At 70.0% G+C, this 25,320-nt stretch carries 21 protein-coding genes; 8 read left to right on the forward strand and 13 right to left on the reverse strand.

Going from position 1 to position 25,320, the window contains the following annotated elements; genetic code table 11:
• Positions 1 to 53: 53 nt before the first annotated feature.
• Positions 54 to 839, forward strand: a complete 786-nt coding sequence (locus tag OG734_RS19620) for an SDR family oxidoreductase (protein WP_330288818.1) — start codon at positions 54 to 56, stop codon at positions 837 to 839.
• A 185-nt stretch (positions 840 to 1,024) separates the two neighbouring features.
• Positions 1,025 to 2,587 (forward strand): sodium:solute symporter family protein, encoded by a 1,563-nt coding sequence (locus OG734_RS19625; RefSeq protein ID WP_330288819.1) that lies wholly within the window; start codon positions 1,025 to 1,027, stop codon positions 2,585 to 2,587.
• Positions 2,588 to 2,918: 331 nt separating this feature from the next.
• Here OG734_RS19625 and OG734_RS19630 read toward each other — a convergent pair whose 3' ends face one another.
• The 6 genes from OG734_RS19630 to OG734_RS19655 all read right to left on the reverse strand — a co-directional run bounded on the left by OG734_RS19630 (position 2,919) and on the right by OG734_RS19655 (position 11,009).
• Entirely contained in the window at positions 2,919 to 3,500 is a 582-nt protein-coding gene (locus OG734_RS19630; protein WP_330288820.1) for a hypothetical protein, read from the reverse strand.
• Positions 3,501 to 3,523: 23 nt separating this feature from the next.
• Positions 3,524 to 4,861, reverse strand: coding sequence for a DUF7224 domain-containing protein (locus OG734_RS19635; RefSeq protein ID WP_330288821.1), 1,338 nt, complete (start codon positions 4,859 to 4,861; stop codon positions 3,524 to 3,526).
• Positions 4,855 to 5,604 carry an ATP-binding cassette domain-containing protein gene (locus tag OG734_RS19640; protein ID WP_330288822.1) on the reverse strand — a complete coding sequence of 250 codons (750 nt, stop codon included), beginning with the start codon at positions 5,602 to 5,604 and terminating at the stop codon, positions 4,855 to 4,857. Before OG734_RS19640 ends, OG734_RS19635 begins: the two co-directional genes overlap by 7 nt.
• A 106-nt stretch (positions 5,605 to 5,710) precedes the next feature.
• A complete protein-coding gene (locus OG734_RS19645) occupies positions 5,711 to 6,136 on the reverse strand; it encodes a hypothetical protein (protein ID WP_330288823.1) in 426 nt (141 codons plus the stop codon).
• Positions 6,137 to 6,254: 118 nt separating this feature from the next.
• On the reverse strand, positions 6,255 to 7,388 hold the full coding sequence (locus OG734_RS19650) for an ADP-ribosylglycohydrolase family protein (protein ID WP_330288824.1): 1,134 nt from the start codon (positions 7,386 to 7,388) through the stop codon (positions 6,255 to 6,257).
• 237 nt (positions 7,389 to 7,625) lie between these two features.
• Positions 7,626 to 11,009, reverse strand: a complete 3,384-nt coding sequence (locus OG734_RS19655) for a tetratricopeptide repeat protein (protein ID WP_330288825.1) — start codon at positions 11,007 to 11,009, stop codon at positions 7,626 to 7,628.
• Between the two features lie 136 nt (positions 11,010 to 11,145).
• Between OG734_RS19655 and OG734_RS19660 the strand changes: the two genes are divergently transcribed.
• Positions 11,146 to 11,691 (forward strand): DUF2165 domain-containing protein, encoded by a 546-nt coding sequence (locus OG734_RS19660; RefSeq protein ID WP_330288826.1) that lies wholly within the window; start codon positions 11,146 to 11,148, stop codon positions 11,689 to 11,691.
• A gap of 35 nt (positions 11,692 to 11,726) precedes the next feature.
• Here the strand turns inward: OG734_RS19660 and OG734_RS19665 are convergent, their stop codons facing one another.
• Complete coding sequence (locus OG734_RS19665) at positions 11,727 to 12,293, reverse strand: hypothetical protein (RefSeq protein WP_330288827.1); 567 nt, start codon at positions 12,291 to 12,293, stop codon at positions 11,727 to 11,729.
• Between the two features lie 364 nt (positions 12,294 to 12,657).
• Between OG734_RS19665 and OG734_RS19670 the strand changes: the two genes are divergently transcribed.
• Together OG734_RS19670 and OG734_RS19675 are read left to right on the forward strand one after the other, a co-directional pair.
• Entirely contained in the window at positions 12,658 to 14,046 is a 1,389-nt protein-coding gene (locus OG734_RS19670) for a glycoside hydrolase family 43 protein (protein ID WP_330288828.1), read from the forward strand.
• A 475-nt stretch (positions 14,047 to 14,521) separates the two neighbouring features.
• Positions 14,522 to 15,535: a carbon-nitrogen hydrolase family protein gene (locus tag OG734_RS19675; RefSeq protein ID WP_330288829.1), complete on the forward strand. Its 1,014-nt coding sequence runs from the start codon at positions 14,522 to 14,524 to the stop codon at positions 15,533 to 15,535.
• Positions 15,536 to 15,745: 210 nt separating this feature from the next.
• Here OG734_RS19675 and OG734_RS19680 read toward each other — a convergent pair whose 3' ends face one another.
• Positions 15,746 to 16,687: a GlxA family transcriptional regulator gene (locus OG734_RS19680; protein WP_330288830.1), complete on the reverse strand. Its 942-nt coding sequence runs from the start codon at positions 16,685 to 16,687 to the stop codon at positions 15,746 to 15,748.
• A gap of 71 nt (positions 16,688 to 16,758) precedes the next feature.
• Between OG734_RS19680 and OG734_RS19685 the strand changes: the two genes are divergently transcribed.
• The gene (locus tag OG734_RS19685) at positions 16,759 to 17,649 is read left to right on the forward strand and encodes an NAD-dependent epimerase (RefSeq protein ID WP_330288831.1); all 891 of its coding nucleotides are present in this window, start codon (positions 16,759 to 16,761) and stop codon (positions 17,647 to 17,649) included.
• Here OG734_RS19685 and OG734_RS19690 read toward each other — a convergent pair.
• From OG734_RS19690 to OG734_RS19700, 3 genes are all read right to left on the reverse strand, one after another.
• Positions 17,646 to 17,945 carry a hypothetical protein gene (locus tag OG734_RS19690; RefSeq protein ID WP_330288832.1) on the reverse strand — a complete coding sequence of 100 codons (300 nt, stop codon included), beginning with the start codon at positions 17,943 to 17,945 and terminating at the stop codon, positions 17,646 to 17,648. The genes OG734_RS19685 and OG734_RS19690 overlap by 4 nt on opposite strands.
• Before the next feature lie 32 nt (positions 17,946 to 17,977).
• Entirely contained in the window at positions 17,978 to 18,856 is an 879-nt protein-coding gene (locus tag OG734_RS19695; protein WP_330288833.1) for an ATP-grasp domain-containing protein, read from the reverse strand.
• A 162-nt stretch (positions 18,857 to 19,018) separates the two neighbouring features.
• Entirely contained in the window at positions 19,019 to 20,005 is a 987-nt protein-coding gene (locus OG734_RS19700; protein ID WP_330288834.1) for a dienelactone hydrolase family protein, read from the reverse strand.
• A gap of 209 nt (positions 20,006 to 20,214) precedes the next feature.
• Here OG734_RS19700 and OG734_RS19705 point away from each other — a divergent pair, with 209 nt between their 5' ends.
• Positions 20,215 to 21,279 (forward strand): amidohydrolase family protein, encoded by a 1,065-nt coding sequence (locus OG734_RS19705; RefSeq protein ID WP_330288835.1) that lies wholly within the window; start codon positions 20,215 to 20,217, stop codon positions 21,277 to 21,279.
• Positions 21,280 to 21,428: 149 nt separating this feature from the next.
• The gene (locus OG734_RS19710) at positions 21,429 to 21,551 is read left to right on the forward strand and encodes a DUF2283 domain-containing protein (protein WP_330288836.1); all 123 of its coding nucleotides are present in this window, start codon (positions 21,429 to 21,431) and stop codon (positions 21,549 to 21,551) included.
• 93 nt (positions 21,552 to 21,644) lie between these two features.
• Here OG734_RS19710 and OG734_RS19715 read toward each other — a convergent pair whose 3' ends face one another.
• Together OG734_RS19715 and OG734_RS19720 are read right to left on the reverse strand one after the other, a co-directional pair.
• Positions 21,645 to 24,257, reverse strand: a complete 2,613-nt coding sequence (locus tag OG734_RS19715) for a bifunctional FO biosynthesis protein CofGH (RefSeq protein WP_330288837.1) — start codon at positions 24,255 to 24,257, stop codon at positions 21,645 to 21,647.
• Between the two features lie 156 nt (positions 24,258 to 24,413).
• Positions 24,414 to 25,259, reverse strand: a complete 846-nt coding sequence (locus OG734_RS19720; RefSeq protein WP_330288838.1) for an LLM class F420-dependent oxidoreductase — start codon at positions 25,257 to 25,259, stop codon at positions 24,414 to 24,416.
• Positions 25,260 to 25,320 lie beyond the last annotated feature (61 nt).

The raw sequence follows: 25,320 nt of genomic DNA on the forward strand, positions 1-25,320 counted from the left end.
GCCCATACTCTGACGCTCCGTCAGATAATCCGCCAGTGTCGGGGAGGGCTTCGATGTCGCTGCTCACAGGGAAGACCGTGGTGGTGTCGGGAGTCGGCGCCGGGCTCGGGCGTCAGGTCGCGGCGGCTGTCGTGCGGGACGGGGGTAACGCCGTGCTCGGAGCGCGCACCGAGGCGCACCTCGTGAAGACCGCCGCCGAGCTCGATCCGGACGGGGCGCGGACGGCGTACCTCGCGACCGACATCACCGACGAGGGGCAGTGCCGGGCGCTGGCCGCGCTGGCGTGCGAGCGGTTCGGGCGGATCGACGGGGTCGTCCATGTCGCCGCCTGGGACAGCTACTTCGGGGGGATCGAGGACGCGGACTTCGAGAGCTGGGCGGGTGTCGTCGATGTGAATCTGCTGGGCACTCTGCGGATGACGCGGGCCTGCCTGCCGGCCCTGAAGGAGCGGGGCGGGAGTGTGGTGTTCATCGGTACGCAGTCCGCCGTGGCCGCCCCCTCCCAGGTGCGGCAGGCCGCGTACGCCGCCTCCAAGGGGGCGTTGACGAGCGCGATGTACTCGCTGGCGCGGGAACTCGGGCCCCATCGGATACGGGTCAACACCGTGCTGCCGGGCTGGATGTGGGGGCCGCCGGTGGAGGCGTACGTGCGGTTCACGGCTCGGGGGGACGGGGTGCCGGAGGCCGAGGTGCGGCGGCGGCTGGCGGAGCGGATGGCGTTGCCCGAACTGGCCACGGACGGGGATGTCGCGGACGCGGTGGTGTTTCTGGCGTCGGAGCGGGCTCGGGCCATCACCGGGCAGTCGTTGCTGGTGAACGCGGGGGAGTTGATGCGGTAGCTGATATTCCGCCAATCATTCAGTGGTCGCATTGAGTTCATGGACATGAACCGAGGTCAGTGCGGCGAACTTTTTTACTCCCTCTTGACTGTACGAGCTGTTGTCGCTGCCATGCCAGCGAATCGACGATGAGCGGGCGCTCGACACCCCCGCTCGACTTGCTCGACGCCCCTGGGAGGGAGCACATGAACGGCCTCGACTGGACCGTGCTCATCGCTTACTTCGGTGTGATGGTCGCGATCGGTGTGTGGTCCCACAAACGGGTCGACAACGTCAGTGACTTCTTCACGGCGGGTGGAAAGATGCCGTGGTGGCTGTCCGGCATCTCCCACCACATGTCCGGCTACAGCGCGGTGATGTTCACCGGCTACGCGGGCATCGCCTACACATACGGCGTCACGTCCTTCGTCACCTGGTCCTTCCCCATCGCACTGGGCATCGCCATCGGCTCCAAGCTGTTCGCGCCGCGCATCAACCGGTTGCGGTCGCGGCTCCATGTGGCTTCCCCGCTGGAGTACCTGAAGAACCGCTACGACCTGAAGACACAGCAGGCGCTGGCGTGGTCCGGGATGCTGCTGAAGATCGTGGACGTGGGCGCCAAGTGGGCCGCGATCGCGACCCTGTTGTCTGTCTTCACCGGCATGTCCCTCAACCAGGGCATCCTCATCACCGGCGCGATCACGGCCGTGTACTGCACGATCGGCGGGCTCTGGGCCGACGCGCTCACGGAGTTGGGGCAGTTCGTCATCCAACTCCTCGCTGGTATCGCGATGTTCGTGGCGGTGGTCTCCAAACTCGGCGACCACGGAGGATTCTTCGGGGTCTGGGACGAGCCCGCGCTACAGGGGCACGGGAAGCCGCTGGTGGGTCCGTACGGCACGGTGTTCCTGCTCGCGTTCCTCTTCATCAAGCTGTTCGAGTACAACGGCGGCATGCTCAACCAGGCCCAGCGGTACATGGCGACGGCCAGCCCCCGGGAGGCCGAGCGGTCGGCGCGACTGTCGGCGATCCTGTGGCTGGTCTGGCCGTTGGTGCTGTTCTTCCCGATGTGGATGTCTCCGCTGCTGGTCCAGTCGCAGAAGCCGGACGGGTCCGACTCCTACGCCCTGATGACCGAACAGCTGCTGCCGCACGGGTTGTTGGGGCTCGTCATCGTCGGTTTCTTCTCCCACACGATGGCCATGTGCTCGTCCGACGCGAACGCCATCGCCGCCGTCTTCACCCGGGACGTCGCGCCGGTGGTCTGGAAGCGGGCGCGGACGTGGACGGACTCGTCGGGGCTGGTTGCGGCGCGGGTGACGACGGTTGTCTTCCTCGGGCTGTCGATGGCCGCGGCGACGCAGGTCAACTCCCCCGCGTTCAAGGACATCATCACCGTCGTCATCAAGTGGGTGGCCGGTCTGATGGGTCCGATGGCGATTCCGATGATGCTGGGTCTGCTGCGGCCGTTCAGGCGGTCGGGGCCGACGGCGGCGCTGGGCAGCTGGTCGATGGGGTTGCTCGCCTTCTGGCTGGTGAACTATCCGATCAACTGGAGCGTGGAGGGCGGGGTGCCGCTCCAGTACCAGGTGTCGATCCCGCTGGCCGTCTCGCTGGTGCTGTACATCCTGATCGGTTTCCTGCGGCCCGAGGACACGCCGGAGCGGTTGGCGGTCATCGAGGCGGTGAACACGGACGACAGCGGGAGCGCGGCGGTGCGGGTGCCTGTTCCGCAGCAGCCTGTGGACGTGGCGCCGGTCAAGGACTGAGGGTGCGGGTGGGGTGAGGTGGGGGTGGGGGTAACTGTTGAGGTTCTCGCCCCCGCCGCCCCTACCCGTCCCATCCCGTTCCTGGGGGCTGCGCCCCCGGACCCCCCTCCGGCCCTGAACGGGCCTTGTCCTCAAACGCCGGACGGGCTGGAGATGCGGGCCGGTCCTGGAGGGGTACTGGCCGGAACCGGAGATGCCGGCCGGCAGCGAGAAGTTCAAGGGCACCCTGGAATCGCGCCGAGACGGGTGGCTGGGTGGGAGACACGACCTGGGCTGCACCAGCGTTGCCCCTCAGGCACCGGGCGAGATGAATGTGCCGTCTTCGACCCCCTCACACCCGCCGCGGAAAGTCCCCCCGGGCCGTCTGAGCCAGGCCCGCCAGGAGGAGGGCCGCGGATCCCGCCCAGGAGACCGCGTCGGCGGGTTGTGCCGCCGGCCACGCCCACCAGTGGGCCGTCTGTTCGGGGCCGTAGCCCATGACGGACACGACCAGGGCGTACAGCGTCGGAATCACTGTTGAGGCGTGGGTGCCGAGAGCCGCTCTGCCGATGAGGGCGAGCCCGGTGTAGCAGGCCAGGTTGCGGACCGCCGACTCGATCGTCCTGACCGTGAGGTCGTCGACACCGCCGATCCAGCCTGCCGCAACCGGCGCCGCCACGGCGGCAGTTGCCGCCAACACAGCGACGGCGAGCAGGGAGTCCAGGGCGGCGACTCGGCGTACCGCAGTCGTCTCGACGGGTGTGGGCGTGCCGTAGCACGCGTTCAGGGCGATGGCCGGCGCCAGGGGGGCGAAGAGGAGGAGCGGGACGTTCGCCGATGTCGCTCCGCCCAGTTGGGGCAGTGGCAGGCTGCTGTTGCCCAGGACGAGGCTCACGGCCCAGAACCCGGCGGTGACGATCACGAGCAGGGCCATGCGTCGTGTGTGGAGCCACCAGATCATCGCGGCATGCACCGCACCTGGGCGAGGGTGGCGCGGTACCAGTCCTTCTGGTTGCCCAGGGGGGAGTCGAGGACGTGTCCGACGGGCGCCCATATCCGTGGGTCGGTGCGGAGGCGTGCGTCCTGTGGAGTCATGCCGGCGCGTACGGCGAGCCAGCTGCGGAGCTCGTCCTCGGCGTCGTACGCCCGTTGTGCGGCGGTGGCGGGGTCAGCCGGGCAGTTCGCGTGCGCGCTGTTCTCGTCGTGCGGGCTGTCGACCAGCGTCACGGTGAGATCGGAGACGAGGCCGGTCACGATGTCCTGGCTGGTGAAGCCGGGGTCCTGGCGGACCGTCACCGTCCACTGCCTCTGGTGTGTCTGGCCGGGCTCGGGCTGCTGGAGGCTTTCGGTGATGACGTCCGGTGAGGTCACTCCGACGAGACGGAGGCGTTCGGCGGCTGTGCTCACGGCGCGGGCCGTCTCGGCGAGACGGGGCTCGTGCTCGGGCCAGACGCACACCCGTGTGCCCCGGGAGTCGGCGCAGACCAGTTCGGACGCCGGGCGCGTCCGGATCGCGTCGGGGCCGAGTCCGTCCACGAGGCCGACGCTCGCCGTGGTGGTGGCTGCGGCGACGGCCAACGCCAGTGCGGCACCCGCGTACGGGACGAAGCCGGGCAGGGTTCCCAGCCGCGGTGTGTGCCGGGAGAGCGTCGCGGCGGCGACGGCCACGGCGGCCAGGCCGACCGCCACCAGGGCGGGTCCGACGATGCCCGCCGGGTCGACCGCGGAGGTGTTCATGCAGCAGCCGGAGGCCGGCCGGGTGAGGTGGCGCAGCCACAGGGGCTCCAGCGCGGGCGGGTACACGTTCCACAGGTAGTCGCCGATCAGCACCACGGGGACGGCGGCCACCGCGGGCAGCCACATGCCGACCGCGTAGCCGACGACGACATGCGCGCACACGATGAGGCCGGCCGAGGCGATGATCCGGGCGTCCGGCCATCCCGGAGCCGACTCCATGTGCAGGCGGGCCACGGCGAGTGCGGCCGCGAGGGCGAGGAAGCCGAGCAGTACGACCGGTGTGAGGGCTGCCACGGCGATCTGCCACCCGTTGCGGGTCGGGGTCCCGTCCCCGATCCGGGCGCGGCGGATTCGTCCGGCTTCCCAGGCGGCGCAGGCCGCGGTGACCGGGGCGATGAAGATCAGGGCCGAGACGGCCTTGGCGGTGGCCGCGGTCCAGTAGCCGTCCAGATCGCCGGCGACGTAGTCCGAGGAGACGTAGAGGGCGACGATGACCAGCAGCAGGGGAGCGGCGAGGACCGCCGAGTTGGCGCGCGGGTGGAGGCGGAACATCACCATGTCTCGCCCCCGCCGAGAACCGCCGCGTAGGCGCCGTCCGCGACGCGGCCCGACGCCGTGTCGTCGGGTGCCCGGGCGTAGAACTCCTCGACGGTGCCGCTGAATCGGACCGTCCCGTCCGACAGGACGACGACATGGTCGTAGACCTCGGAGAGGTCCTCGGTCTGGTGGGTGGAGACGACGACGTCGGCGCTCTCGGAGAGCTGCTCGACGACCTTCCGGAACGTGCCCCGCTGGGCGGGGTCCAGGCCCGCTGTCGGTTCGTCCATCAGCACGAGCCGGGAGGAGTGCACCAGTGTCTGGGCGACGCCGACGCGGCGCAGTTGGCCGCCGGACAGCGATGCCGCCTGCTGGCCGGCCTTCTTGGCGAGTCCCACGCGCCCGAGTGCCTCCAGGGCCTGGTCCCACGCCTCACGTCGTGACATGCCCTTGAGCCACCCTGCGTAGGCGACCTGTTCCTGGCACGTCATACCGGGAACGGGGGTGATGTGCTGGGGCATCCACCCGACCTGGCGTCGGTAGGCGCGTAGTTGGGAACGCGCGGCGGGGTCGAGTCCGGCGAAGGAGACGGTGCCGGTCCGGGGCTTCAGTGCGGAGGCGGCGAGAGCCAGCAGTGTGGTCTTGCCCGCGCCGTTGGGCCCGAGCAGGACGGTGCGGCCGGCGGGGAAGGCGAAGCTGAGTCTGTCGAGGACGACCGGGCCCCGCCGGTACTGATAGGTGCAGGTGGCGAACTCGACAGACACAGCCTCACAGCCTTCTTGCATACCTACGGATGTACACACACGCAGACGCACAGATACACAGACGTACAGAAAATGACGGTGCTTCGGCGCGCCGCTCAGCACCGGGTCAGTATCGGACGGAGACCGAGTCGACCTTCAGGTAGTAGCCCGAGGAGGCGTCCTGGATCTTCGTCACGGTGAAGTGGTAGTCGCCCTTCGGCTGGTCGCCGAAGGCGTGGGAGGCCGAGCTGGAGCAGTGGAAGGTGTAGCGGCCGCGGTCCTCGTCGGGCTCGACGATCGAGGTCTCACGGGTCAGCTGGAGCTGCGTGTTGTCGACCGGGGCGCCCATCCCCCCGTTGCTGCAGCCGCTGAGGGAGATGGAGGTGCTGACGCTGTCGTTGTTGTTGTCGGTCCACGTACGGGAGTTGAACCCGGTGCGGACCCCGTTCATGCTGGAGCTCCAGTTGCCCTCCGCCTGAGCGGGTATCGCGCCGGCCATGACGGCCGCCGCGGCACACCCGGTGACGGCCGCGATCATCCTCTGTCTGCGCATGTTGCGTCCCCTCGTTTTTCTGTGTGGATCGGGGACCGACGCTACGCAGGACGATCTTGCTGCAGGTGAACGGCGAGAGAAGTGATCATGGAGGTCCCCCTCCACGACCAGCACACCCTCACGCCCGCGGATACCGCGCGAGCCACCCCGGGGAGGACCCTGCCGGGCCGTGCAGGGCCGGGCCCTGGGTCATCTCCATCGCGAAGTCGTCCGCGAGGACCAGCATCGTCGGCCGGCCCTCCAGTTCCGCCAGCCAGGCGGGCGGGAGCGCCGTCTCGCCGTGCAGGGCGCCCAGCAGGCCGCCGGTCAGGGCGCCCGCCGCGGCCGAGGGGCCGCCGTGGTTGACCGACAGGGACAGGCCGTGGCGGACGTCCTCGCCGACCAGCGCGCAGTACACCGCCACCGACAGAAGGCCCTCCGCCGTGCAGGCGCCGGCCAGGTCCTCGACCCGGGCGGGGGACGGGATGCCCTGGCGTACGGCGCCCAGAGCACGCTGGAGGGCCTCCGCGACCTGCTGGTGGCCGGGTCTGGCCGCCAGCAGGGCCAGCGCCCTCTGCACCGCCGCGTCGAGGCTCTCACCGCGTGCGAGGCCGTGCACGATCACGGCGTACGCGCCCGCCGCCAGGTAGCCCGTCGGGTGGCCGTGGGTCTGCGCGGCGCACTCCACCGCCAGCTGCATCACGAGCTGCGGCTCCCAGCCGACCAGGAGCCCGAACGGGCCCGAGCGGGCCGCCGCCTCCGCCCCCGCCTCACCGGGGTTCTTGGGCGCGTCCAGGGTGCCCATCGTCTCGTCGCCGAGGCCGAGCACGCAGGCGAGGGCCGGGTCGCGGGGGGCGTACAGCCATTCCTCGCGGGCCAGCCAGCCGTCGTCCTTGCGGCGTTCGTCGGGGCCCCAGTCGCTCTGGGTGGCCGCCCAGCGGCGGTAGGCGCGGTGCAGGTCGGTCGGCGGGTGCCAGGCGCCGGTGTCGCGGCGCACCTGGGCGCGGATCAGGCCGTCCAGGGTGAAGAGGTTGAGCTGGGTGAGGTCGGTGATCGCGCCGCGTCTGCCGTACGCGAAGGCCAGATCGGTGAGGCCCTCCGCGCCGTACGCCTCGTGGACGGAGGCGAGGGTGAGTCCGTCGAGCGGGGCGCCCAGGGCGTCGCCGAGGGCCGCGCCGAGCAGGGTGCCGCGGACCCGGCTGCGGAAGTCCTGCTGCTCGGAGCGGCCCCAGATGGCGCCGGACGCGGCACCGGTCACGCCACCGGATGTCATCACACCCACCTCGGACCTCCCTCACAGCATCGTTCGTACGATTGACAGCTCAGCACTGTAATCGACCGGGAACGGTCCGTTCAGGGCTCGGATTGGTATGCGGAATGTGGCACGAGTGGTCATGACTCGGCATGAGTGATCCCGGCTGGTCACCAATCGAGAGGCTTACGCCCTACCCACGCAACCCTCACAAACCCCCCATGTTCCAGATCCCGCACACCTCGCGCTTCGCACTCGTCACTCCGTGAACCGCCGGCTGATCCCCTCCCTGGCCTCCCGCACCCGGTCCAGCCGTACGGCGATCCGCTCCCCGTCCGCCGCCGCACCGCCCTGCGCCAGCGTCTGCGCCTGCGCCACCTCGCTCAGCAGGTCGGCCAGCCACGCCACATCCACCCACTCCCGCGTCCCCGAGAGCAGGCTTGCGAGGTGTCCGTCCAGGCCGGCCCAGTCGCCGAGGCCCGCCGCGATCACCGCGTGCAGGAAGTCGAAGGCGCCCTCGGTCAGCTCCCAGCCGGAGGCCAGCCGGTCCGCCTCGCGCCAGACCGGGCGGGCCGCCTCGATGCCCTGCTCCCCGCCGACCGCGAGGGCCAGACAGAAAGCACCGCCGGCCTCGTGCAGGACGCGCATCCGCTCCGCCGTCTCCCGGGCCGCCGCCCACTGCCCCGCCCTGCGCTGGGTGCGGGCCAGCTCCTCCAGGCCGGCCGGCTCCACGAGCCCGTGCCGCGCGGCCTCCGCGAGCGCTGACGCCGCGTCCTCGGGGCGCCCGTCCAGGAGGTGGATCTGCGCGAGGGTGTGGTGCGCCCAGGCAAGGTCGTCGCCGATCACGAGGTAGCGGTGGAGGTCGGTGCGGGCGTCCTCGGGGCGGCCCACCGCCAGCAGGGTCATGATCCGGCGCATCAGATGCCAGGCCCCGTCCGGGTCGAGCGCGACCGCCCGGTCAAGATCCGCCAACGCCTCCCCGTACAACCGCAGTTCGTGCAGTACGGCACCCCGGCAGCCGATCGCCCACACACTGTCCGGCGCCAGCGAGAGCGCCCGGTCCAGATCCGCGCGCGCCTCCTCGAACCGGCCCAGGCAGCGCAGTGCCTCGCCCCGGTTCCACAGCGCCCACGCACTGTCGGGCTCCAACTCGACCGCCCTGTCGGCGTCTTCGTACGACGCCTCGTATCCGTCGACCCGACGGTGCACCACCGAGCGCTGCACCAGCGCCCAGGCGTACGACGGATACAGCTCCAACGCCTTGTCGAGATCGGCCAACGCCCCGCCGTGGCGGCCGAGTCGGCTGCGCGAGGCGCCCCGGCTGGCGTACGCCGACGCGTACGCCGGGTCGAGTTCGAGGGCCCGGTCGTAGTCGGCGAGCGCCTCGGCGTCGCGGTCGGCGCCTCGCAGCGCGTCGCCGCGCTGGCACGCGACCCAGGCCAGCTCGGGGCCGAGCGCCACCGCCCGGTCCAGGTCGGCGAATTGGGCGGCCCGATCCCCGCGCGAGCGGTGCACCCTGGCCCGCCGGACCAGCGCCCACACGTGCTCGGGGTCCAGTTCCAGGGCCCGGTCGAGGTCGGCGAGCGCCTGCTCGGTGTCGCCGGTGCCGTGCCGGGTGACACCACGGGAGGCCCAGGCGCCGGCCAGCTCGGGGCCCAGGACGACGGCCCGGTCCAGATCGCGGACCGCTTCCTCGTGGTGGCCGAGGATGCGGTGGTAGTCGCCGCGTACGAACAGGACGCGCGCCGTGTCGGGGGCCAGTTCGTCGGCCCGGTCGAGGTCGGCGATGGCGGCGGCGTAGTCGCGCTGTTCGGCACGGGTGACGCCCCGGCCGTAGTAGGCGCGCTCCAGCCCGGGATCGAGGGCGACGGCCTGTTCGTACTCGCCGAGGGCCTTCTCGTACTCTCCGCCCAGCCGCAGTTCGCGCCCGCGCAGCATGCGCGCGACGGCCTGCCCGTGCGTATCGAGCCCGGCCCGGCCCAGCAGCAGCGCGAGCGCGCCGAGCACCCCGCCGTCCCTGCCCTCTCTGCCGTCTCTGCCGTCTCTGCCGTCTCTGCCGTCCTCGGCCGCGGAGAGCGCGGCGATCAGATCCCGCCCCCAACTCGCCACGGCTGCCGCCTCGTTGTCGTCCCCCGCCTCCACCAGCACCCGCGCCCACCGCCGGGCGACCACCTCCCCGTGGTCGCAGGCGTCGACGCCGTCCCGCAGGACGACGGGGAGCGCGGCACGGGGAGACGCACACAGCAGGTGGTAGGACTCCGCGAGCCGCAGCTCCCGCCACTCCTCCTCGCCCCACAACTCATCGGCGGACAGCGGGACTTCGACCTCCGCCCGCCATCGCCCGAAGGTCTCGGCGAGACGGGTGTGACGTTCGGCCCAGCCGCGCGGGGAACGACGGCGCTGCAGACGGAGCATCGGAGCGCGCACGACATCGTGGTACTGGATCCGGTCGCCCCGCTCGCTGACGAACGGAAGCGACCTCAACCATCCGTAGAGCGCGTCGAGTTGATCCTCCTCGCAGTCGACGGCGGCGCGGAAGACGTCCGCGTCCAGACGCCGGGGCAGGGCGCAGGCGAGGGCGGCGGCCTGGCGCACCGGGTCGGTCTCCCACTTCAGGAACCGGCCCACGGCGGTCGCGCTCGGGTCGCCGACGTCGTCCGGGTCGGCGGGGCGGGCCTCGGCGAGGGTCGACACCAGCACCGGCAGCCCACCCGTGAGCCGCAGCACCTCCTCGACGACCGGCTCGTCCGTCACACCCTTGTCGGCGAGCAGTCCCCGCGCCTCGGCCTCCGTGAACGGCCCGAGCGGCACATCGGCGACGAAGTCGGCGAAGCCGCCCCAGCGCCCGGTGTCGAAGGGCCGCTGACCTGCGGTGACGAGGACGAGGTTGGCGGGGAAGGAGAGGTCGCCGTAGCGGTCGGTGGTCATGATGTCGTGCAGCCAGCCGTCGAGGAACGGGCCGGTGCGCTCGTACGTGTCGAGGAACAGGACGATCCAGGGCACGACGGCGCAGATGTCGTTCAGCTCGGCGAGCAGCACCGGGGTGAGGACTCGCTCGGGTGCGAGGACTAGCTGTACGTCGTCCTGGTTGCGCAGCCTGGCGGCGATCCCGGCCCGCACCCAGTCGGCGCCCTGCGCGATCCGGTCGGCGTCGAGGACACCGGCGAGCGGTCCGACGACCGGGATGAGTCCGGCGCCGACAAGCCCGATCCGGGCGGCCGTCAGACTGCCGGCCGAGGGACTCTCGGGCTGCGGTTCAAGGCTCGCGACGGCGGACTCCGCCTCGTACCGCCGCTCACGATGGGCCGCGAGCAGCCGCTCCAGCTCCTTGAACCGCCGCCCCTGGACAGCGAACTGACGGCACATCACCGCCAGCGCCTCCGGCACACTCCCGGCGCCCTCGTCGACGTACGCGGTGAGCGCGCCGCGTTCCTTGGCCTGCTGCTCCAACTCCCGTACCAGGAAGGTCTTTCCGACTCCGGCGTTGCCGTGCACATGGAAGCGGAAGCGGTGGCGTTCGTCGTCCGGCGGCAGGTCGAAGTTGGCCCGGAACGCGGCACGTTCGGCACCCCGGCCGACAAATCCGGCACGTCTGCGCTGCTGGATCAGCTGCCGCATCGACGGCCGCGGGTCCTGAGCCATCAGTACGTCTCCTCGCGTCGTGACAAGTGCCTGGTGGGTGCATCGGTGGCGCGTGCATCAGTCTGGCCCAACTCCCGTGCAGGGAAGGGGAGGACGGCGTGCGAGACGGCGTACCGGCCGGTCATAGAGTTGCCCCATGACCTCAACAGGTACCCCCCACCCCACCCGTACCGCCCACCCCCCACACACCGCGCTCACCCTCGCCTCGACCCTGCTGACGGCGACCGTCGCGCTCTACATAGCCCTCGTGGCACTCGGTAACATCACCGACTTCGACTCGAACCAGCAGTTCGTGCGTCATGTCCTCGCGATGGACACCACGTTCAAGGACGACGACCTGATGTGGAGAGCCATCACGTCGAAGGGCCTCCAGGACACGGCGTACGTGGCGATCATCGCGTGGGAGACGCTCGCCGCGCTCGTCCTCATCGCCGCCACGTGGTTCTGGGTCCGCCGCGACCTCGAACAGGCGCGGCGCATCTCGACGTACGGCCTGCTGATGCTGATGCTGCTCTTCGGCGCCGGTTTCATCGCGATCGGCGGCGAGTGGTTCGCCATGTGGCAGTCGGGCGACTGGAACGGGCTGGACGCGGCGACGCGGGTGTTCACGCTGAGCGGGGTCGTGCTGCTGGTGATCCACCTGCCCACGGGTGCGCCCCGAACGGCCGCCGACGAGTCGTAGGAAGGCAGGGCAGGGCAGAGAGCGGCGCGCGCCGCCTACTTGACGACCGTCACCGCGGTCCCCGTGTCGCCGAAGGCCCACAGGGCGGTGCCGTCCGCCTTGGACATACGGATGCCGCCCGTTTTGACGCCGAGCGCGGGCTGCGGTGAGGCGCCGTCGACGGCGTTGGAGAAGGCGATCGAGAGCCCGGATCCGGTGGCGAAGAACATGACGTGCTCGATGGCGACGCCGTCGGAGCCGGTCCGGGCCTCGTCCCGCTGCCCCACCGTGTACCTGCCCGGGTCCGGGCTCACCGAGCCCGGCCACACCACGAACGTACGCCGGGACTGCTCGCTCGCGTCGACCAGCCAGACCCGCTTCTGCCCGAGCGAGTAGACGACCCGCCGCCCGGTCCCGGACCCGTCGGGAACGGCCACCTCGGCAGCCTGACTGTGCTTGCCGGAGGGCTTCGCCGAGGCGGACGCGCTGGGTCTGGCAGCTGCGGCGTGCGGCTGCGGACCCTGCTCGGCCTTCACGGCCAGTGCGGCGACCACGGCGACCGCGCCGACGGTCAGACCGGTGACCCAGACCGATGAGGGAAGCCGTCGGGCAGCCACGGTCACGCATCTCCTCAGCAACGGAACCCACCGCCGGGTCCTCCGCCGGGGGTCGGATCATCGTACTCCGACGCGCACTCCGTCCCTGGCCGCGCGAAAACCGCTGACGGCTTCCGGCGAGGGCGGAGTGTTGCGCTGCAAACGCTGCAAAAGAATCTCCACAGCCTCGCCAGAGTGATTGACGAGCAGGGTGGGGCGATCTACCTTCTGATCGACTTTCCGAACCTAGTTCGAAATTTCGGCCATTCCGCTTGCCAGGCTGCGTATCCCACGTCCCCACTCCCCCTCCCTCACTCACACGTCACGCAGCCGCTCACTCCGCTCCCAGAGCCGCACTCGCGTCCGCACCCGCACCTGCTTGGAGATCACGATGAGCGCAAGACCCCAGCCGTCCCGCCGCCTCTTCCTCGGCATGGCCGCCACCACTCCTCTCGCCATGTCCGGCGTGATGACCCTCGGCGCCGGCACCGCCCACGCGGCCGACTCGGCGTACGTGATGTGCTACTTCACCGAGTCGACGAGCCTCGGCGCGGGCACCGACTACGGCCTCCACCTGGCCGTCAGCACCGACTCGCTGAACTGGACGCCGCTGAACCAGAACAATCCCGTGGTCACCCCCACCGCGGGCGCCCTCGGCCTGCGCGACCCGTTCCTCATGCGCAAGCAGGACGGCACGTTCGTCGTCCTCGCCACCGACCTCAAGGGCACGGACTGGTCGTACAACAGCCAGTACATCCACGTCTGGGACTCGGCCGACCTGCGCACCTTCACCGGCTACCGCCGCCTCAAACTCCACGACATGACCACGCACAGCTGGGCACCCGAGGCGTTCTGGGACGCGGGGCGGGGCCAGTACGCGGTGATCTACTCGGCGGTCAACTCCAGCGGCCACAACGTCATCATGGTCAACTACACCAGCGACTTCGTCACGGCGTCGGCCCCGCAGGTCTTCTTCGACCCCGGGTACGAAGTGATCGACGGGGACATGGCGGTGGGCGTCAACGGCTACAACTACCTGTTCTTCAAGAAGAACCAGACACTGGTCTCCGCGCGCTCCACCACCCTCAACCCGGGCAGCTTCACCGAGTACAGCGCGGGCGTGTCGCACGGCGGCACGGAAGCCCCGACGGTGTTCAAGTCGCTGACGTCGGGCAACTGGTACCTCTGGGGTGACACCTACACACCGAACGGCGTGTTCTACGCCTGGCAGACCAGCAACCTGGCCTCCGGCACCTGGACCGCGCTCGACCAGAAGACGTACACCCAGCCGGTCAACTCCAAGCACTGCGGCATCACGACGATCACGACAACCGAGTACAACAACCTGCTCACCAAGTGGGGCACCCCGGCCTGGAACCGCCTCAAGTCGTACAACTTCCCGGCCCGTTACGTCCGCCACGCCAACTACGTGGCCCGCATCGACGAGTACCCCTTCGACCTGTACACCGACTCGGAGTGGAAACTGGTCCCGGGCCTGGCCGACAGCGCGGGGGTCTCCTTCCAGTCGGTCAACTACCCGACGCGCTACCTCCGGCACTACAACTACGCGCTCCAACTCGACGTGAACGACGGCACGTCGACGTTCGCAGGCGACGCGACGTTCTATCGGACGGCTGGGCTGGCGGACAGTTCGTGGGCGTCGTTCCGGTCGTACAACAACCCGACGCGGTACATACGGCACTCGAACTACGTGCTGCGGATCGACCCGATCTCCACGGCTACGGAGCAGCAGGACGCTACGTTCCGGGTGGGGTACTGAGCGAGTACTCGCCCCAACTGCCTTGAGCCGAAAGGCATCTCGGGGCCCCTGACTCCCTGCCGGTGCACCGGCGCTGCCCGTGCACCGGCAGCAACCTCAGCCATCCGTCGCCGAGTGGAACGCGGTGGTCGCTCGTCCTGTACCGGCAGGACGTCAGTGCCAGGTGGCAGGCCCTACCCGGAATAGGCGAGCCCGTGAGCGGCGGCTTCTCTGTCGAGTTCAGCCCGTCGACCTGAGTGTTTCTCGCCGGCGGCCGGGGCGTTCGACGGTGCGCCGAACAGGTCGAGGGATGTTGACGGAGCCGGCGGGCGACGGCATGATGACCGACTGCGTGGCCTACGCCGAACCTCCCGCGACCGTCCCCAGCACGGTCTCCCCCGGAGGCAAAGGGACCAGCGTCTCAGGTCGTTGTCGCAGCCCGATCGCCTCGGGCGAGGTTGCTGGGGAGCCGTCGCTCAAGGCGTGGAAGGCCGCGATGACAGCCCGTAGGAACTTCAAGCGCCAGGTGCGTGCCCGCGCCGCCAAGACCGGCGAGTCCTACACGTCCGCCCTCCGGCACTTCCGTCCGACTCCATCAGGAGACGTCATGCCGGAAGCAAGGAACCCCAAGAGTGTGCGGTTTGCCGTAGCGCAGACCCCCGTACGCGATGACCCCCGAGACGTCGAAGCGCTGCGCGAAAGCGGGCGTGAGGTCCGTGCTCTGATGCGCGAGGCCAGTGCTCAGGGGGCGAAAATCGTGCACTTTCCGGAAGGCGCGATCTGCTTTCCCAGCAAACATGTCATGTCCGTCGACGGCCCGGACGCGGTCGGCCCGGCGGACTGGGATCGGTGCCAGTGGCCGGTGCTCCAATCGGAGTTGGCTGCGATCGCCGAGCTGGCCCGCGAGTTGCGGCTGTGGACGGTGATCGCATCGGTGCACCGCTTGACCGGCCCGAACCGCCCGCACAACAGCCTCTACGTCATCTCCGACCGCGGCGAGGTCGTCACGCGTTATGACGAGCGCCTGCTGTCGAAGACGAAGGTCTCGTACATGTACTCGCCGGGCGTCTCACCGGTGACCTTCGAGGTCGGCGGTGTGCGATTCGGCTGCCTGCTCGGCATGGAGATCCACTACCCGGAGTTGTTCGCAGAGTACGAGAAGCTGAATGTCGACTGCGTCCTGTTCTCCACCAGCGGCACCTCGGGCAACACCGCCGTCCAAGCCCAAGGCCACGCCGCGGTCAACAGCTACTGGGTCAGCATGTCGGTGCCGACGCAGCACAGCACCACCGCACCGTCCGGAATCGTCGCCCCCAATGGTGACTGGCTTGCGCGGTGCCCCACGGACGACTCGCCATCGGTAGCCGTCGTGAACCTCGACGACAGTTCCGAGGCCGCCGCCGACGCAGTGACCTACGGGCGTCCCTGGCGTCGTGAGGCGCGCTCGGGCATCTACACGGAGCATCAGGTGAGCGACCCGCGCAGCGAAGACCGGACAGCGGCCTTCTAGTGGCTTGTCACGCGGCCTTGGCCAGGTGATCGACCTGCTGCGCGTCGGCCCGCAGATGGTCTTCAAGGTCTGATCTCGGAGACGGCCGTGGGACGTTGGCCCTCGGCAGGACTGCTCCGGTCGACGGATCCAGAAGGCGGACGGTGCAACAGATCGTGGCCGTCGCAGTGCAGACGGGTGCCCTACCGCGGCGTGGTCATGCTGCCAACCTCAGCGGGAGGCACCAGTGGGCGCTCGGTTGAAGCTCGCGCGATAGGCCGTGGGAGTGAGGCCGACCCGGCCGACCATGTGCTTGCGGAGGGAGTCCGCGCTGCCCAGGCCGCTGTTCTGGGCTACCTGGTTCATGGGCAGTTCGGTCGTCTCCAGCAGTTCTTTGGCCCGGTCGATGCGCCGGTGGAGCAACCACTGGAGCGGGCTCAGCCCGGTCTCTGCGTGGAAGCGCCGGGTGAGGGTGCGCACGCTCGTCCTGGCGTGACCTGCCAGGTCGGTCAGGGTGAGCGGGCGATCAAGGTGTTCGAGCGCCCAGACGCGTGTGGGGGCGAGCGAGGTGCCGCGTTCCGGCGGTAGCGGTGTCTGGATGAACTGGGACTGGCCGCCCGGCCGTACGGGAGGGACGACCGCGAGCCGCGCGGCCGTGTTGGCGACCGCCGCGCCGTAGTCGATTCTGACCAGATGCAGGCACAGGTCGATGGCGGCGGCTGCGCCCGCAGAGGTGAAGATGCCGCCGTCCTCGACGAAGAGGAGGTCGGGCTGCACATCGATGGACGGGAAGCGAGTGGCGAGGTCGTCGGCCAGCCCCCAGTGGGTCGTGGCGCGGAGCCCGTCGAGCAGGCCGGTCTGGGCCAGTACGAAAGCACCCGTACACAGGGAGGCGATCCGCGCGCCGGTAGCCGCGGCTTTCCGCAGGGCGTCGAGGACCTCCGTGGGGGCCTGCTCGCCGCCGCTGCCGACGGCGATCACCGTGTCGGCGCCCTCGGCCGCGTCCAGGCCGTCCAGCACCACGATGTCGGGGCCGCCGACGGTAGGCATCGGGCCGGGCCGCGCCGCGCAGATGCGCACGTCGTAGTCCGGGACGCTGTTGAACACCATCAGCGGGATCGAGACGTCGAAGCTCAGTACGGGCGGCACGATGACCGAGGTGACGCGGTGCATGGCCAGAACCTCCGGAAGGATGTCATTCAGGCCACTATCCTACGAGGGTGCGGAGCGGCAGCGTTGTCGGCATGAAATCTCATGTGATCGTGGGTCGCGGGGCCGCCGCGTCGAAGACCGCTCTGCTGCTGGCTGAGGACGGCGAGCGGGTTCAAATGATCAGCCGGACCGGCGGCGGGCCCGAGCACCCGCTCATCGACAAGGTCGCCGCTGACGCGACCGACACCGATCGGCTCACCGACCTGACGGAGGGGGCGGACACGCTGTTCACCACCGCCGCGCCGCCATACCACCTCTGGCCCGAGCAGTTTCCGGTCTTGTCGGCGTCGCTCCTCAGCGCGGTAAGGCGGACCGGTGTCGCGTACGTGATGCTCGGAAACCACTACGCGTATGGGCCGGTGAGCGGGCCGATAACGCCGGCCCTCCCCCTGGCCGCGACCGGCCCCAAGGGGCGGGTCAGGGCGCAAGTATGGGAGGAGGCCGCCGCCTCAGGCGTGAAGGTCACCGAGGTGCGGGCTGCCCAGTTCTACGGCTCCGGCGCCGTCTCGGTGTTCAGTCTCATGGTGCAGCGGCAGGTCATGGAAGGCACGCTGGCCCTGGTGCCACAAGAACTCGACGTGCCGCACAGTTACTCGGCGATCGGCGACACCGCGCGCACGCTGGTCGCCGCGAGCCGCAACGAACAGGCGTACGGCCGGGCCTGGCACGTACCCACCTCGACCCTGTCGGTGCGGGAACTGGCCGTGCGACTCGCCGAACTCTCTGGGGCACCGGAACCGCGGATGGAAGAGATGACCGAACGCGATCTGACCCTGCTCGCGTTCACCGAGCCGTTCTGGGCGGAAATGCACGAAGTGCTCACCAAGCCGGGTGAGCCGTTCGTCATCGACTACTCCGAGACCGAGAAGATCCTCGGCATGAGCGCCACTCCGGTCGACGACGTGCTCCGGGAAGTGATCTAGAGCGGCTCGTCATGCGGCCTTGCCGGGTATTCGGTCCACGAACGGATCGGCGAGGCGGGTGCAAAGTTCGTCTTCGGGCCGGCGCGGGCATTGCGCCAGCGGACGTAGGCGGCGATGGCGGCGATGGCGGCGATGGCGGCGATGGCGGCATTCTGCTCTTCATGGCTGCGGTGGTCGGTGCCGTTGAGCGCGAAGTAGCGCAAGGCCGCGAACTCGGCCTCGATCCGGGTCAGCCAGGAGCCATGGGGCGGCAGAAAGACCAGCTGGATGTCGTTGTCAGCTGCCCAGGCACGCACCTTGGCGTGAACGCGTGGCTGCTTCCGCAGCGCTACGGACCGACCAGCAGAGCGGCCAACTCGCCACGCGTGCTCGACGGGTGCAGGTCACTGACCTGGCCGTCACCGACTTCGACGACTCGCCACACCCCGTCCGCGCGGAGAGCCACGTCGGTTGTGACGAACCGGCATCCCAGTCGCTGCACCGCAGACCCGATATGGCCGAGGTCGGGCACCAGCTCACACTCGAACGGGCCGTCCGGGTGGGGCGTGAGCAGCCTGGGTTCACCATCCAGCCACCACACGCGCACTTCAGCCGCGACGGACTCCGGCTTCGCGAACGTCTCGAAGCTGCGCAGAACTACCCCACCAGCAAGGAACTCCTCCTGCAGTTCCACAAAGCGCCGCACGACCCGTATCACCCCCACCGCGTCGGCTAGATCGGGAAGGAAGCACGCCTGCTCCCACTCGTGCTTACGGGATTTGACGTAGTCCTTCACGATTCCCGGGCCCGGCGGCAACGACTCGGCGAGAACAGCCAGGTCTTCGGCGGTCAGGACCTCACCGGGTTTGGTGGGGCGCCACACACTCACGGGCGTGACATCGACGAACATCGGATACCAGCCCGGCAGTTCGTGAGCAGCCCGGTATTGCTCCGGAGCGACGAGCAACGGGGTGCCGCGTCGACTCAGCGCCTCAGCCAACGCGGCGTATCGATCGCCCGGAATCATCCAACCCCGGTACCAGGCACTTCCCAGCCCAGCCGGTACGTGTGCAACAGCTTGTTCTGCGTCACCCCGCAACAGCGCATCGTGGTCGATCACCCCCATCACCCCGCCGCAGGCCCGCACGCCCTGTGCCTCCTGCGCGAAGTGTTCGTCCACGCATCGTGGATTCAACGGATCACGGCAGTACAGGACAGGGATCGGCATGACTGACACGCTACGGAATCCCCAGAACCTCGGGCCATTGATTTCGTGCTGCCAGGTCCGGCGACGTCCAAAGTGCAGAGAAGAACCCGGTACCACCTCGGCAAGAGGGCGCACCCGGAAGAAGAACCCGGTGCGGACGCCCGCGGAGTCACCTACAGGCCCTCAGCACCCCGCAGGACGGGGCCGAGTCACCAACAACGACTCCAGCAGGCCCGGGAGGCTACGTCCGAAGCCCGCGGGGAAGGCGTGCCCCAGCCCGGGGATGGTCTCCAGGGTGACGTCCGCGCCCGCGTCGGCGAGCATTGCGTGGGCGTCGTAGATCTCGGGGGTGACGTCGTCGTCCTGGTCCCCCACCAGAATCCGGCCGCGCACCGCACCCTGCGCGGCCCTCGCGCGCCGTTCCCCGTCGAGGTGCGCCGGTGTGAGGGCAGGGCCCACCGCCAGGAAGCCGGAGGGGCGTACCGCTGCGTCGGAGAGCGCCCACAGCACGGCCACGCGCGCGCCCGCCGAGAAGCCCGCCGCGAGGAGTGGCAGGGAGGAGTCGGCCTCGTCCAGCTCGGCGAGCGCCGCGGTGATGTCCCGGATGCCGACGCCGATGTCGGGCCAGCTGCGGTAGAGCGGGGTCGACCGCTGGGAGGAGTCGACGGCGACGAGGACGAGGCCCGCGTCAACCGCCGCCGCCCACTGTTCCGCAGCCAAGGCGGCGTTCTGATCGGCGCCGTGCAGGACGACCAGGACACCTCGGGGGATGCCACCGGGGTCGCCTTGCGGCCGTCGTACGACCGGAGGAAGAGGGACCCCGGTGGCCGTCGCGTGCCGGGCCGTGGACTCGCGGAGCAAAGGGGCGAACCCCTCAAGGTCGCGGACGGCGGCCAAGTCGTCGTCATCGACAAGGATCGCGGGACTCCACCAGGCGCCGTCGGCGAGTGCGGTGCACAGCGCCGCCAGCGCGTCCTCGGGCCGCCCGGTGAGCGTCAGCAGACAGGCCGCCAGGTGGGCGGTGTCCGCGCGGCGGGCAGGGATCCGAGGGGCCTCGGCCTCCACCGCTTTCAGGGCATCGGCCAACCGGCCTTCGCCGTACAGCCGTGACACCGTCTCGTCGAGCGCGTGGTAGAGCGCCTCCTGGGCCGCGCTTCCTTGACCGTCCATCGACACATCGAATCACAGCGTTGAGCAAGCGTGGCGGCGGGTGGATACGGGCGCGCATCCCCTCGGCTTCCGGCTCTTCCGGCTCTTCCGGCTCCTCCGGCTCCTCCGGTGGAGGTGACCCGGTCTCGACCGGTTGGTGAGCAGCGGGACGCTACATTCCCAGTGGGCTACCGGCCCGTGAACCACCCACCAGGAAGGGGCAGTCGACCGTGGTGCTCAAGGTGCGAGGCGTCGTACTGCCCGAGCGAGAGCAGCGGACCTTCTGGATCGACCGGGGCCGGTTGTGGACCGAACCGGTCCCGGCAGCGGGTTCGGACAGGGATGCCGAACTGGTCGTCGACGGGGGCTGGTTGCTGCCCGGCCTCGTCGACGCGCACACCCATCCGGGTGCGGAGGGCGTCGAGGACGCGTTCAGCGACGAGACGCTACGCCGACACCTGACCGATCACCGGGACGCCGGCGTGCTGCTCGTGCGCACGCCGGGATCCGCCGCCCGTATCCCGGCCTGGGTGGACGACGATCCGGAGCTGCCTCGCGTTCACTCGGCCGGGCGGTGGCTGGCCACGCCCGGTCGGTTCTTCCCCGGGTTCGGGCGGGACGTGAGCGAGGCCGGCCTGGTGGATGCCGCCGTCGAGGAGGTGAAGGCGTCCTCGGGGTGGTGCAAGGTCATCGGCGACTGGAAGTACAACGAGCCCGCGCTGCCGCTGGAGATCCTCACCACCGTCGTGGAGGCGGTGCACGCCGTCGGCGGCCGGGTGGCCGCGCACTGCCAGACCGCCGACGGCTGCCGCAACGCCGTACTGGCCGGGGTCGACAGTCTGGAGCACGGGATGCATCTCGACCCCGGTCTGATCGACCGGATGGCGGCCCAAGGGACCGCATACGTACCGACGTTGAGCGTTTTCGGTGCCGGTGCCGAGCGGCGGCGGGCCGCCGAGCCGAGCGGCTCCCGGGACTGGTGGCTGAACGGTTGGGAGGGCATGCTGCCCAGCGTCCGGGCGGCGTTCGAAGCCGGTGTCACCGTCCTGGCAGGCACGGACAGCTTCCCGTGCGGCACCGTCGCCTCGGAGGTCGAGTGGCTCGTCCGGGCCGGCCTGCCGACCGAAGCCGCGCTCGGCTCGGCATCATGGTCGGCCCGCTCCTGGCTCGGCCTGCCCGGCCTGACCGACGGAGCCCCCGCCGACCTCGTCGCCTACGCCACCGACCCGACGCGGGACCCCTCCGCACTGGCCCACCCGAGCCGGATCATCCTGCGGGGCCGTGTCGTCGTCTGACGGCCCGCAAACAGGCGTGAGCGGGATGGGAGGCAGACCACCTCGGTCGTGACTGCTGGTCAGCGGGTGACGCGGATCATCACCGAGAGAACCGGCGAGGCCGCAGAAGGCCAGCTCTGTATCCCTGTGATCCGGTGAAGGTCGACGGCATGATCAACCTCGACTTCGACAAGGAGGGCCGCCTCATCGGTATCGAGGTGCTAGCGGCCAGTTCGAAGCTGCCGAAGCACCTGCTCGAGTCGGCGGAACGTCTGGACGCCGACGGCGCATGAGGCGGTCAGTCACGCAAAGCCGACCTCCGAACGCTCTGCGAGCCGCCGCAGCAGCCGGGACAGACCTCCACCTCGCCATGCCGAGCAAACTGGTCACTCCAACACAGGCAACAACTCCGGCAGATGCCCGTCCGAAACAGCCGCCGCCCGCTGCCGCTCCTCCGTGACCTCCCCGTAAAGGGTGTTCCGGGGCCTGGCCGGGCGACCCGCCGCCTCCGCGACCGCGATCAGTTCCTTCACCGACTTGTACGACCCGTAACTCGACCCCGCCATCCGCGAGATCGTCTCCTCCATCAGTGTGCCGCCCAGGTCGTTCGCGCCCGAGCGAAGCATTTCCGCCGCGCCCTCCGTCCCCAACTTCACCCAGCTCGTCTGGATGTTGGGGATATGGGTGTGCAGGAGAAGGCGGGCCATGGCGATGACCGCCCGGTTGTCGCGCATCGTCGGGCCGGGGCGCGCGATGCCCGCGAGGTACACCGGCGCGTTGGTGTGGATGAAGGGGAGGGTGACGAACTCCGTGAAGCCGCCCGTCTGTTGCTGGATGCGGGCGAGGGTGCGGAAGTGGCCCAGCCAGTGGCGGGGCTGGTCGACGTGGCCGTACATCATCGTGGACGAGGAGCGGATGCCCAGCTCGTGTGCCGTCGTGACGACCTCGATCCACGTTGCCGTCGGCAGCTTGCCCTTGGTCAGGACCCAGCGGACCTCGTCGTCGAGGATCTCGGCCGCCGTGCCGGGGATCGTGTCGAGGCCGGCTTCCTTCGCGGCCGTCAGCCATTCGCGGATCGACATCCCGGTGCGGGTCGCGCCGTTCACGACCTCCATGGGCGAGAAGGCGTGTACGTGCATGCCGGGCACCCTCTCCTTCACCGCGCGCGCGATGTCGAAGTAGGCGGTGCCCGGCAGGTCCGGGTGGATGCCGCCCTGCATGCAGACCTCAACCGCCCCCACGTCCCAGGCCTGTTGGGCGCGGTCGGCCACCTGGTCCAGGGACAGCGTGTAGGCGTCGGCGTCCGTGCGGCGCTGGGCGAAGGCGCAGAAACGGCAGCCGGTGTAGCAGACGTTGGTGAAGTTGATGTTCCGGGTGACGATGTAGGTGACGTCGTCCCCGACCGCCGACTTCCGTACGTCGTCGGCGACTTGGCACAGCGCGTCCAGTGCGGGGCCGTCCGCGTGGAAGAGGGCCAGGGCTTCGGAGTCGGTGAGCCGAGTCGGGTCGTCGGCCGCGGTGCGCAGCGCCTGTCGTACGTCCGTGTCGATGCGCTCCGGCACCATCCCGGGCGCCGCCGCTTCCCGCAGGGCGCCCCAGTCGCCGTACACCTCGTCGAAGTCGTCGCGCCGGTCGGACGTACGGCCGTCGGTGTCGATGGTGGTGTGCAGGTCGGTGCGGCCGGACGACACGAACACCTCCTCCGGTTCCTGCCAGGGGTGCCCCTCGACGACGGCGTCCTCGCGCGCGAGGCCTGTCTCCGGGTCGGCGAGTGCCCGTACGTGCGGGAGGAGTCGGGGGTCGAGCCAGGGCTCGCCGCGCTGTACGAACTCCGGGTAGACGCAGAGGCGTTCGCGCAGTTCGAAGCCGACTGCCGCCGACTTACCCCTCAGCTCCTCGATCTGGGGCCAGGGGCGTTCCGGGTTGACGTGGTCGATGGTGAGCGGGGAGACCCCGCCCCAGTCGTCGATGCCGGCGCCGATCAGCCGCTCGTACTCGGAGTCGACGAGGTTGGGCGGGGCCTGGAGGCAGGCGCTCGGGCCCATGATGTGGCGGGCCACCGCCACCGTCGCGACGAGTTCGTCCAGTTCCGCGTCCGGCATTCCGCGCATCGCGGTGTCGGGCTTGGCGCGGAAGTTCTGGATGATCAGTTCCTGGATCGAGTGGTAGGCGCGCGAGATCTTGCGGAGGGCGAAGAGGGACTCCGCCCGCTCCTCGTACGTCTCACCGATCCCGATCAGGAGGCCCGAGGTGAAGGGGACGGACGACCGGCCCGCGTCCTCCAACACCCGTAGCCGTACGGCGGGTTCCTTGTCCGGGGAGCCGTAGTGCGGGCCGCCGGGCTCGGACCACAGACGAGTCGCCGTCGTCTCCAGCATCATGCCCATGGAGGGAGCGACGGGCTTCAGTCGCTGGAAGTCCGTCCACGACATCACGCCCGGGTTGAGGTGGGGCAGCAGGCCCGTCTCCTCCAGGATGCGGATCGAGATGGCGCGGACGTACGCGATCGTGTCGTCGTAGCCGTGCGCGTCGAGCCACTCGCGCGCCTCCGGCCAGCGGTCCTCGGGCTTGTCGCCGAGGGTGATCAGCGCTTCCTTGCAGCCGAGGGCGGCGCCGCGCCGGGCGATGTCGAGGACCTCGTCCGGGGACATGAACATGCCGTGGCCCGCCCTGCGGAGCTTGCCGGGGACGGTCACGAAGGTGCAGTAGTGGCACTTGTCCCGGCAGAGGCGGGTCAGGGGGATGAAGACGCTCTTCGAGTACGTGATGACGCCGGGGCGGCCCGCGGCCTCCAGGCCGGCGTCCCGTACGCGGGCCGCGGACGCGGTGAGGTCGTCGAGGGCCTCGCCGCGGGCCTGGAGCAGCACCGCGGCCTCGCCGATGTCGAGGGCGACGCCGTCCCGGGCCCGTTTGAGGGCGCGACGCATGGAGTTCTCGGTCGGGCCGGTGGCGCCGGGGCGCTCGGTGGGGCCGGTTCCGGAAGTCTCGGAGGTCGTCATCCATCGAGCATACGATCGATGTGATCAGGTCCTGCAGGACCGCCCTGTCCATTCGGGGTGGCGAACGTTACAGAGCGGCACTGGCAGCCATGTGCAGCCATCACCTGCGGAGCCTGCGGAGCCTGCGGAGCTACAGCTACAGCGGAGACTGCTGAGCTACAGGTACGGGGCGTACCCGTCCAGCAGGCCCAGGATCTCCGCCTCCCCGGCCGGCGGCAGCTGCACCACGGTCTCCTCGATGCCGAGGTCGGCGTAGTGGGCGAGCTTGCCCGGGGTGGGCTGGACGGCGTACGGGACGACCTGGAGGGCGGCCGGGTCGCGGCCCGCGTCCGCCCACACCGACCGCAGCAGGGGCAGCGACTCGGACAGGCCGCGCCCGCCGATCGGCAGCCAGCCGTCGGCGTACTCGCTGATGTGGGCGAACAGTTTCGGCCCGGCCGCCCCGCCGATGAGGGTGCGGGGGCCGACGACCGGCCCGCGCGACTTCTGCACCGGCTTGGGATACGCGGTACTCGCCCGCACACTCCCGAACTCGCCCTCGTACGCGGTCGGTTCGTCCGCCCACAGGGCGCGCATCAGCGCCATCCTGTCCCGGGTCAGCTCGCGCCGCGTACGCCACTCCACGCCGTGGTCGGCGGCCTCCTCGACGTTCCAGCCGTAGCCGATTCCGAGGGTGAAACGGCCGCCGGAGAGGTGGTCGAGGGTCGCGATCTGCTTGGCGAGGTCGATCGGGTCGTGCTGGGCGACGAGCGTGATGCCCGTGCCGAGGGCGAGCCGCTCGGTGACGGCGGCGGCCTGGCCGAGCGCGACGAAGGGGTCGAGCGTACGGCCGTACTCGGGCGGCAGGTCGCCGCCCGCCGGGTACGGGCTGGTCCGCTCGACCGGGATGTGCGTGTGCTCGGGCAGATACAGCCCGGCGAACCCGCGCTGCTCCAGCTCACGGGCGAGTCGGGTCGGGGTGATCGTCTCGTCGGTGAGGAAGATCGTGACGGCTAGGCGCATGTCCATATCTGTACCGGGCGACGTCTTGTCTGTCCATACCGACCGGTCGGCATTGGTGGAA

Origin of the sequence: Streptomyces sp. NBC_00576 (genome assembly GCF_036345175.1) — a bacterium.
Classification (GTDB): Bacteria; Actinomycetota; Actinomycetes; order Streptomycetales; family Streptomycetaceae; genus Streptomyces.

Bases quoted from the DNA above. Each gene is read 5' to 3' on its own strand.
- OG734_RS19635 (WP_330288821.1), bottom strand. From the start codon at position 4,861: ATGGTGATGTTCCGCCTCCACCCGCGCGCCAACTCGGCGGTCCTCGCC.
- OG734_RS19715 (WP_330288837.1), bottom strand. From the start codon at position 24,257: ATGACGACCTCCGAGACTTCCGGAACCGGCCCCACCGAGCGCCCCGGC.
- OG734_RS19695 (WP_330288833.1), bottom strand. From the start codon at position 18,856: ATGCCGATCCCTGTCCTGTACTGCCGTGATCCGTTGAATCCACGATGC.
- OG734_RS19675 (WP_330288829.1), top strand. From the start codon at position 14,522: ATGACAGCCCGTAGGAACTTCAAGCGCCAGGTGCGTGCCCGCGCCGCC.
- OG734_RS19625 (WP_330288819.1), top strand. From the start codon at position 1,025: ATGAACGGCCTCGACTGGACCGTGCTCATCGCTTACTTCGGTGTGATG.
- OG734_RS19685 (WP_330288831.1), top strand. From the start codon at position 16,759: ATGAAATCTCATGTGATCGTGGGTCGCGGGGCCGCCGCGTCGAAGACC.
- OG734_RS19645 (WP_330288823.1), bottom strand. From the start codon at position 6,136: ATGCGCAGACAGAGGATGATCGCGGCCGTCACCGGGTGTGCCGCGGCG.
- OG734_RS19710 (WP_330288836.1), top strand. From the start codon at position 21,429: ATGATCAACCTCGACTTCGACAAGGAGGGCCGCCTCATCGGTATCGAG.
- OG734_RS19720 (WP_330288838.1), bottom strand. From the start codon at position 25,259: ATGCGCCTAGCCGTCACGATCTTCCTCACCGACGAGACGATCACCCCG.
- OG734_RS19655 (WP_330288825.1), bottom strand. From the start codon at position 11,009: ATGGCTCAGGACCCGCGGCCGTCGATGCGGCAGCTGATCCAGCAGCGC.
- OG734_RS19700 (WP_330288834.1), bottom strand. From the start codon at position 20,005: ATGGACGGTCAAGGAAGCGCGGCCCAGGAGGCGCTCTACCACGCGCTC.
- OG734_RS19630 (WP_330288820.1), bottom strand. From the start codon at position 3,500: ATGGCCCTGCTCGTGATCGTCACCGCCGGGTTCTGGGCCGTGAGCCTC.
- OG734_RS19660 (WP_330288826.1), top strand. From the start codon at position 11,146: ATGACCTCAACAGGTACCCCCCACCCCACCCGTACCGCCCACCCCCCA.
- OG734_RS19670 (WP_330288828.1), top strand. From the start codon at position 12,658: ATGAGCGCAAGACCCCAGCCGTCCCGCCGCCTCTTCCTCGGCATGGCC.
- OG734_RS19620 (WP_330288818.1), top strand. From the start codon at position 54: ATGTCGCTGCTCACAGGGAAGACCGTGGTGGTGTCGGGAGTCGGCGCC.
- OG734_RS19650 (WP_330288824.1), bottom strand. From the start codon at position 7,388: ATGACATCCGGTGGCGTGACCGGTGCCGCGTCCGGCGCCATCTGGGGC.
- OG734_RS19680 (WP_330288830.1), bottom strand. From the start codon at position 16,687: ATGCACCGCGTCACCTCGGTCATCGTGCCGCCCGTACTGAGCTTCGAC.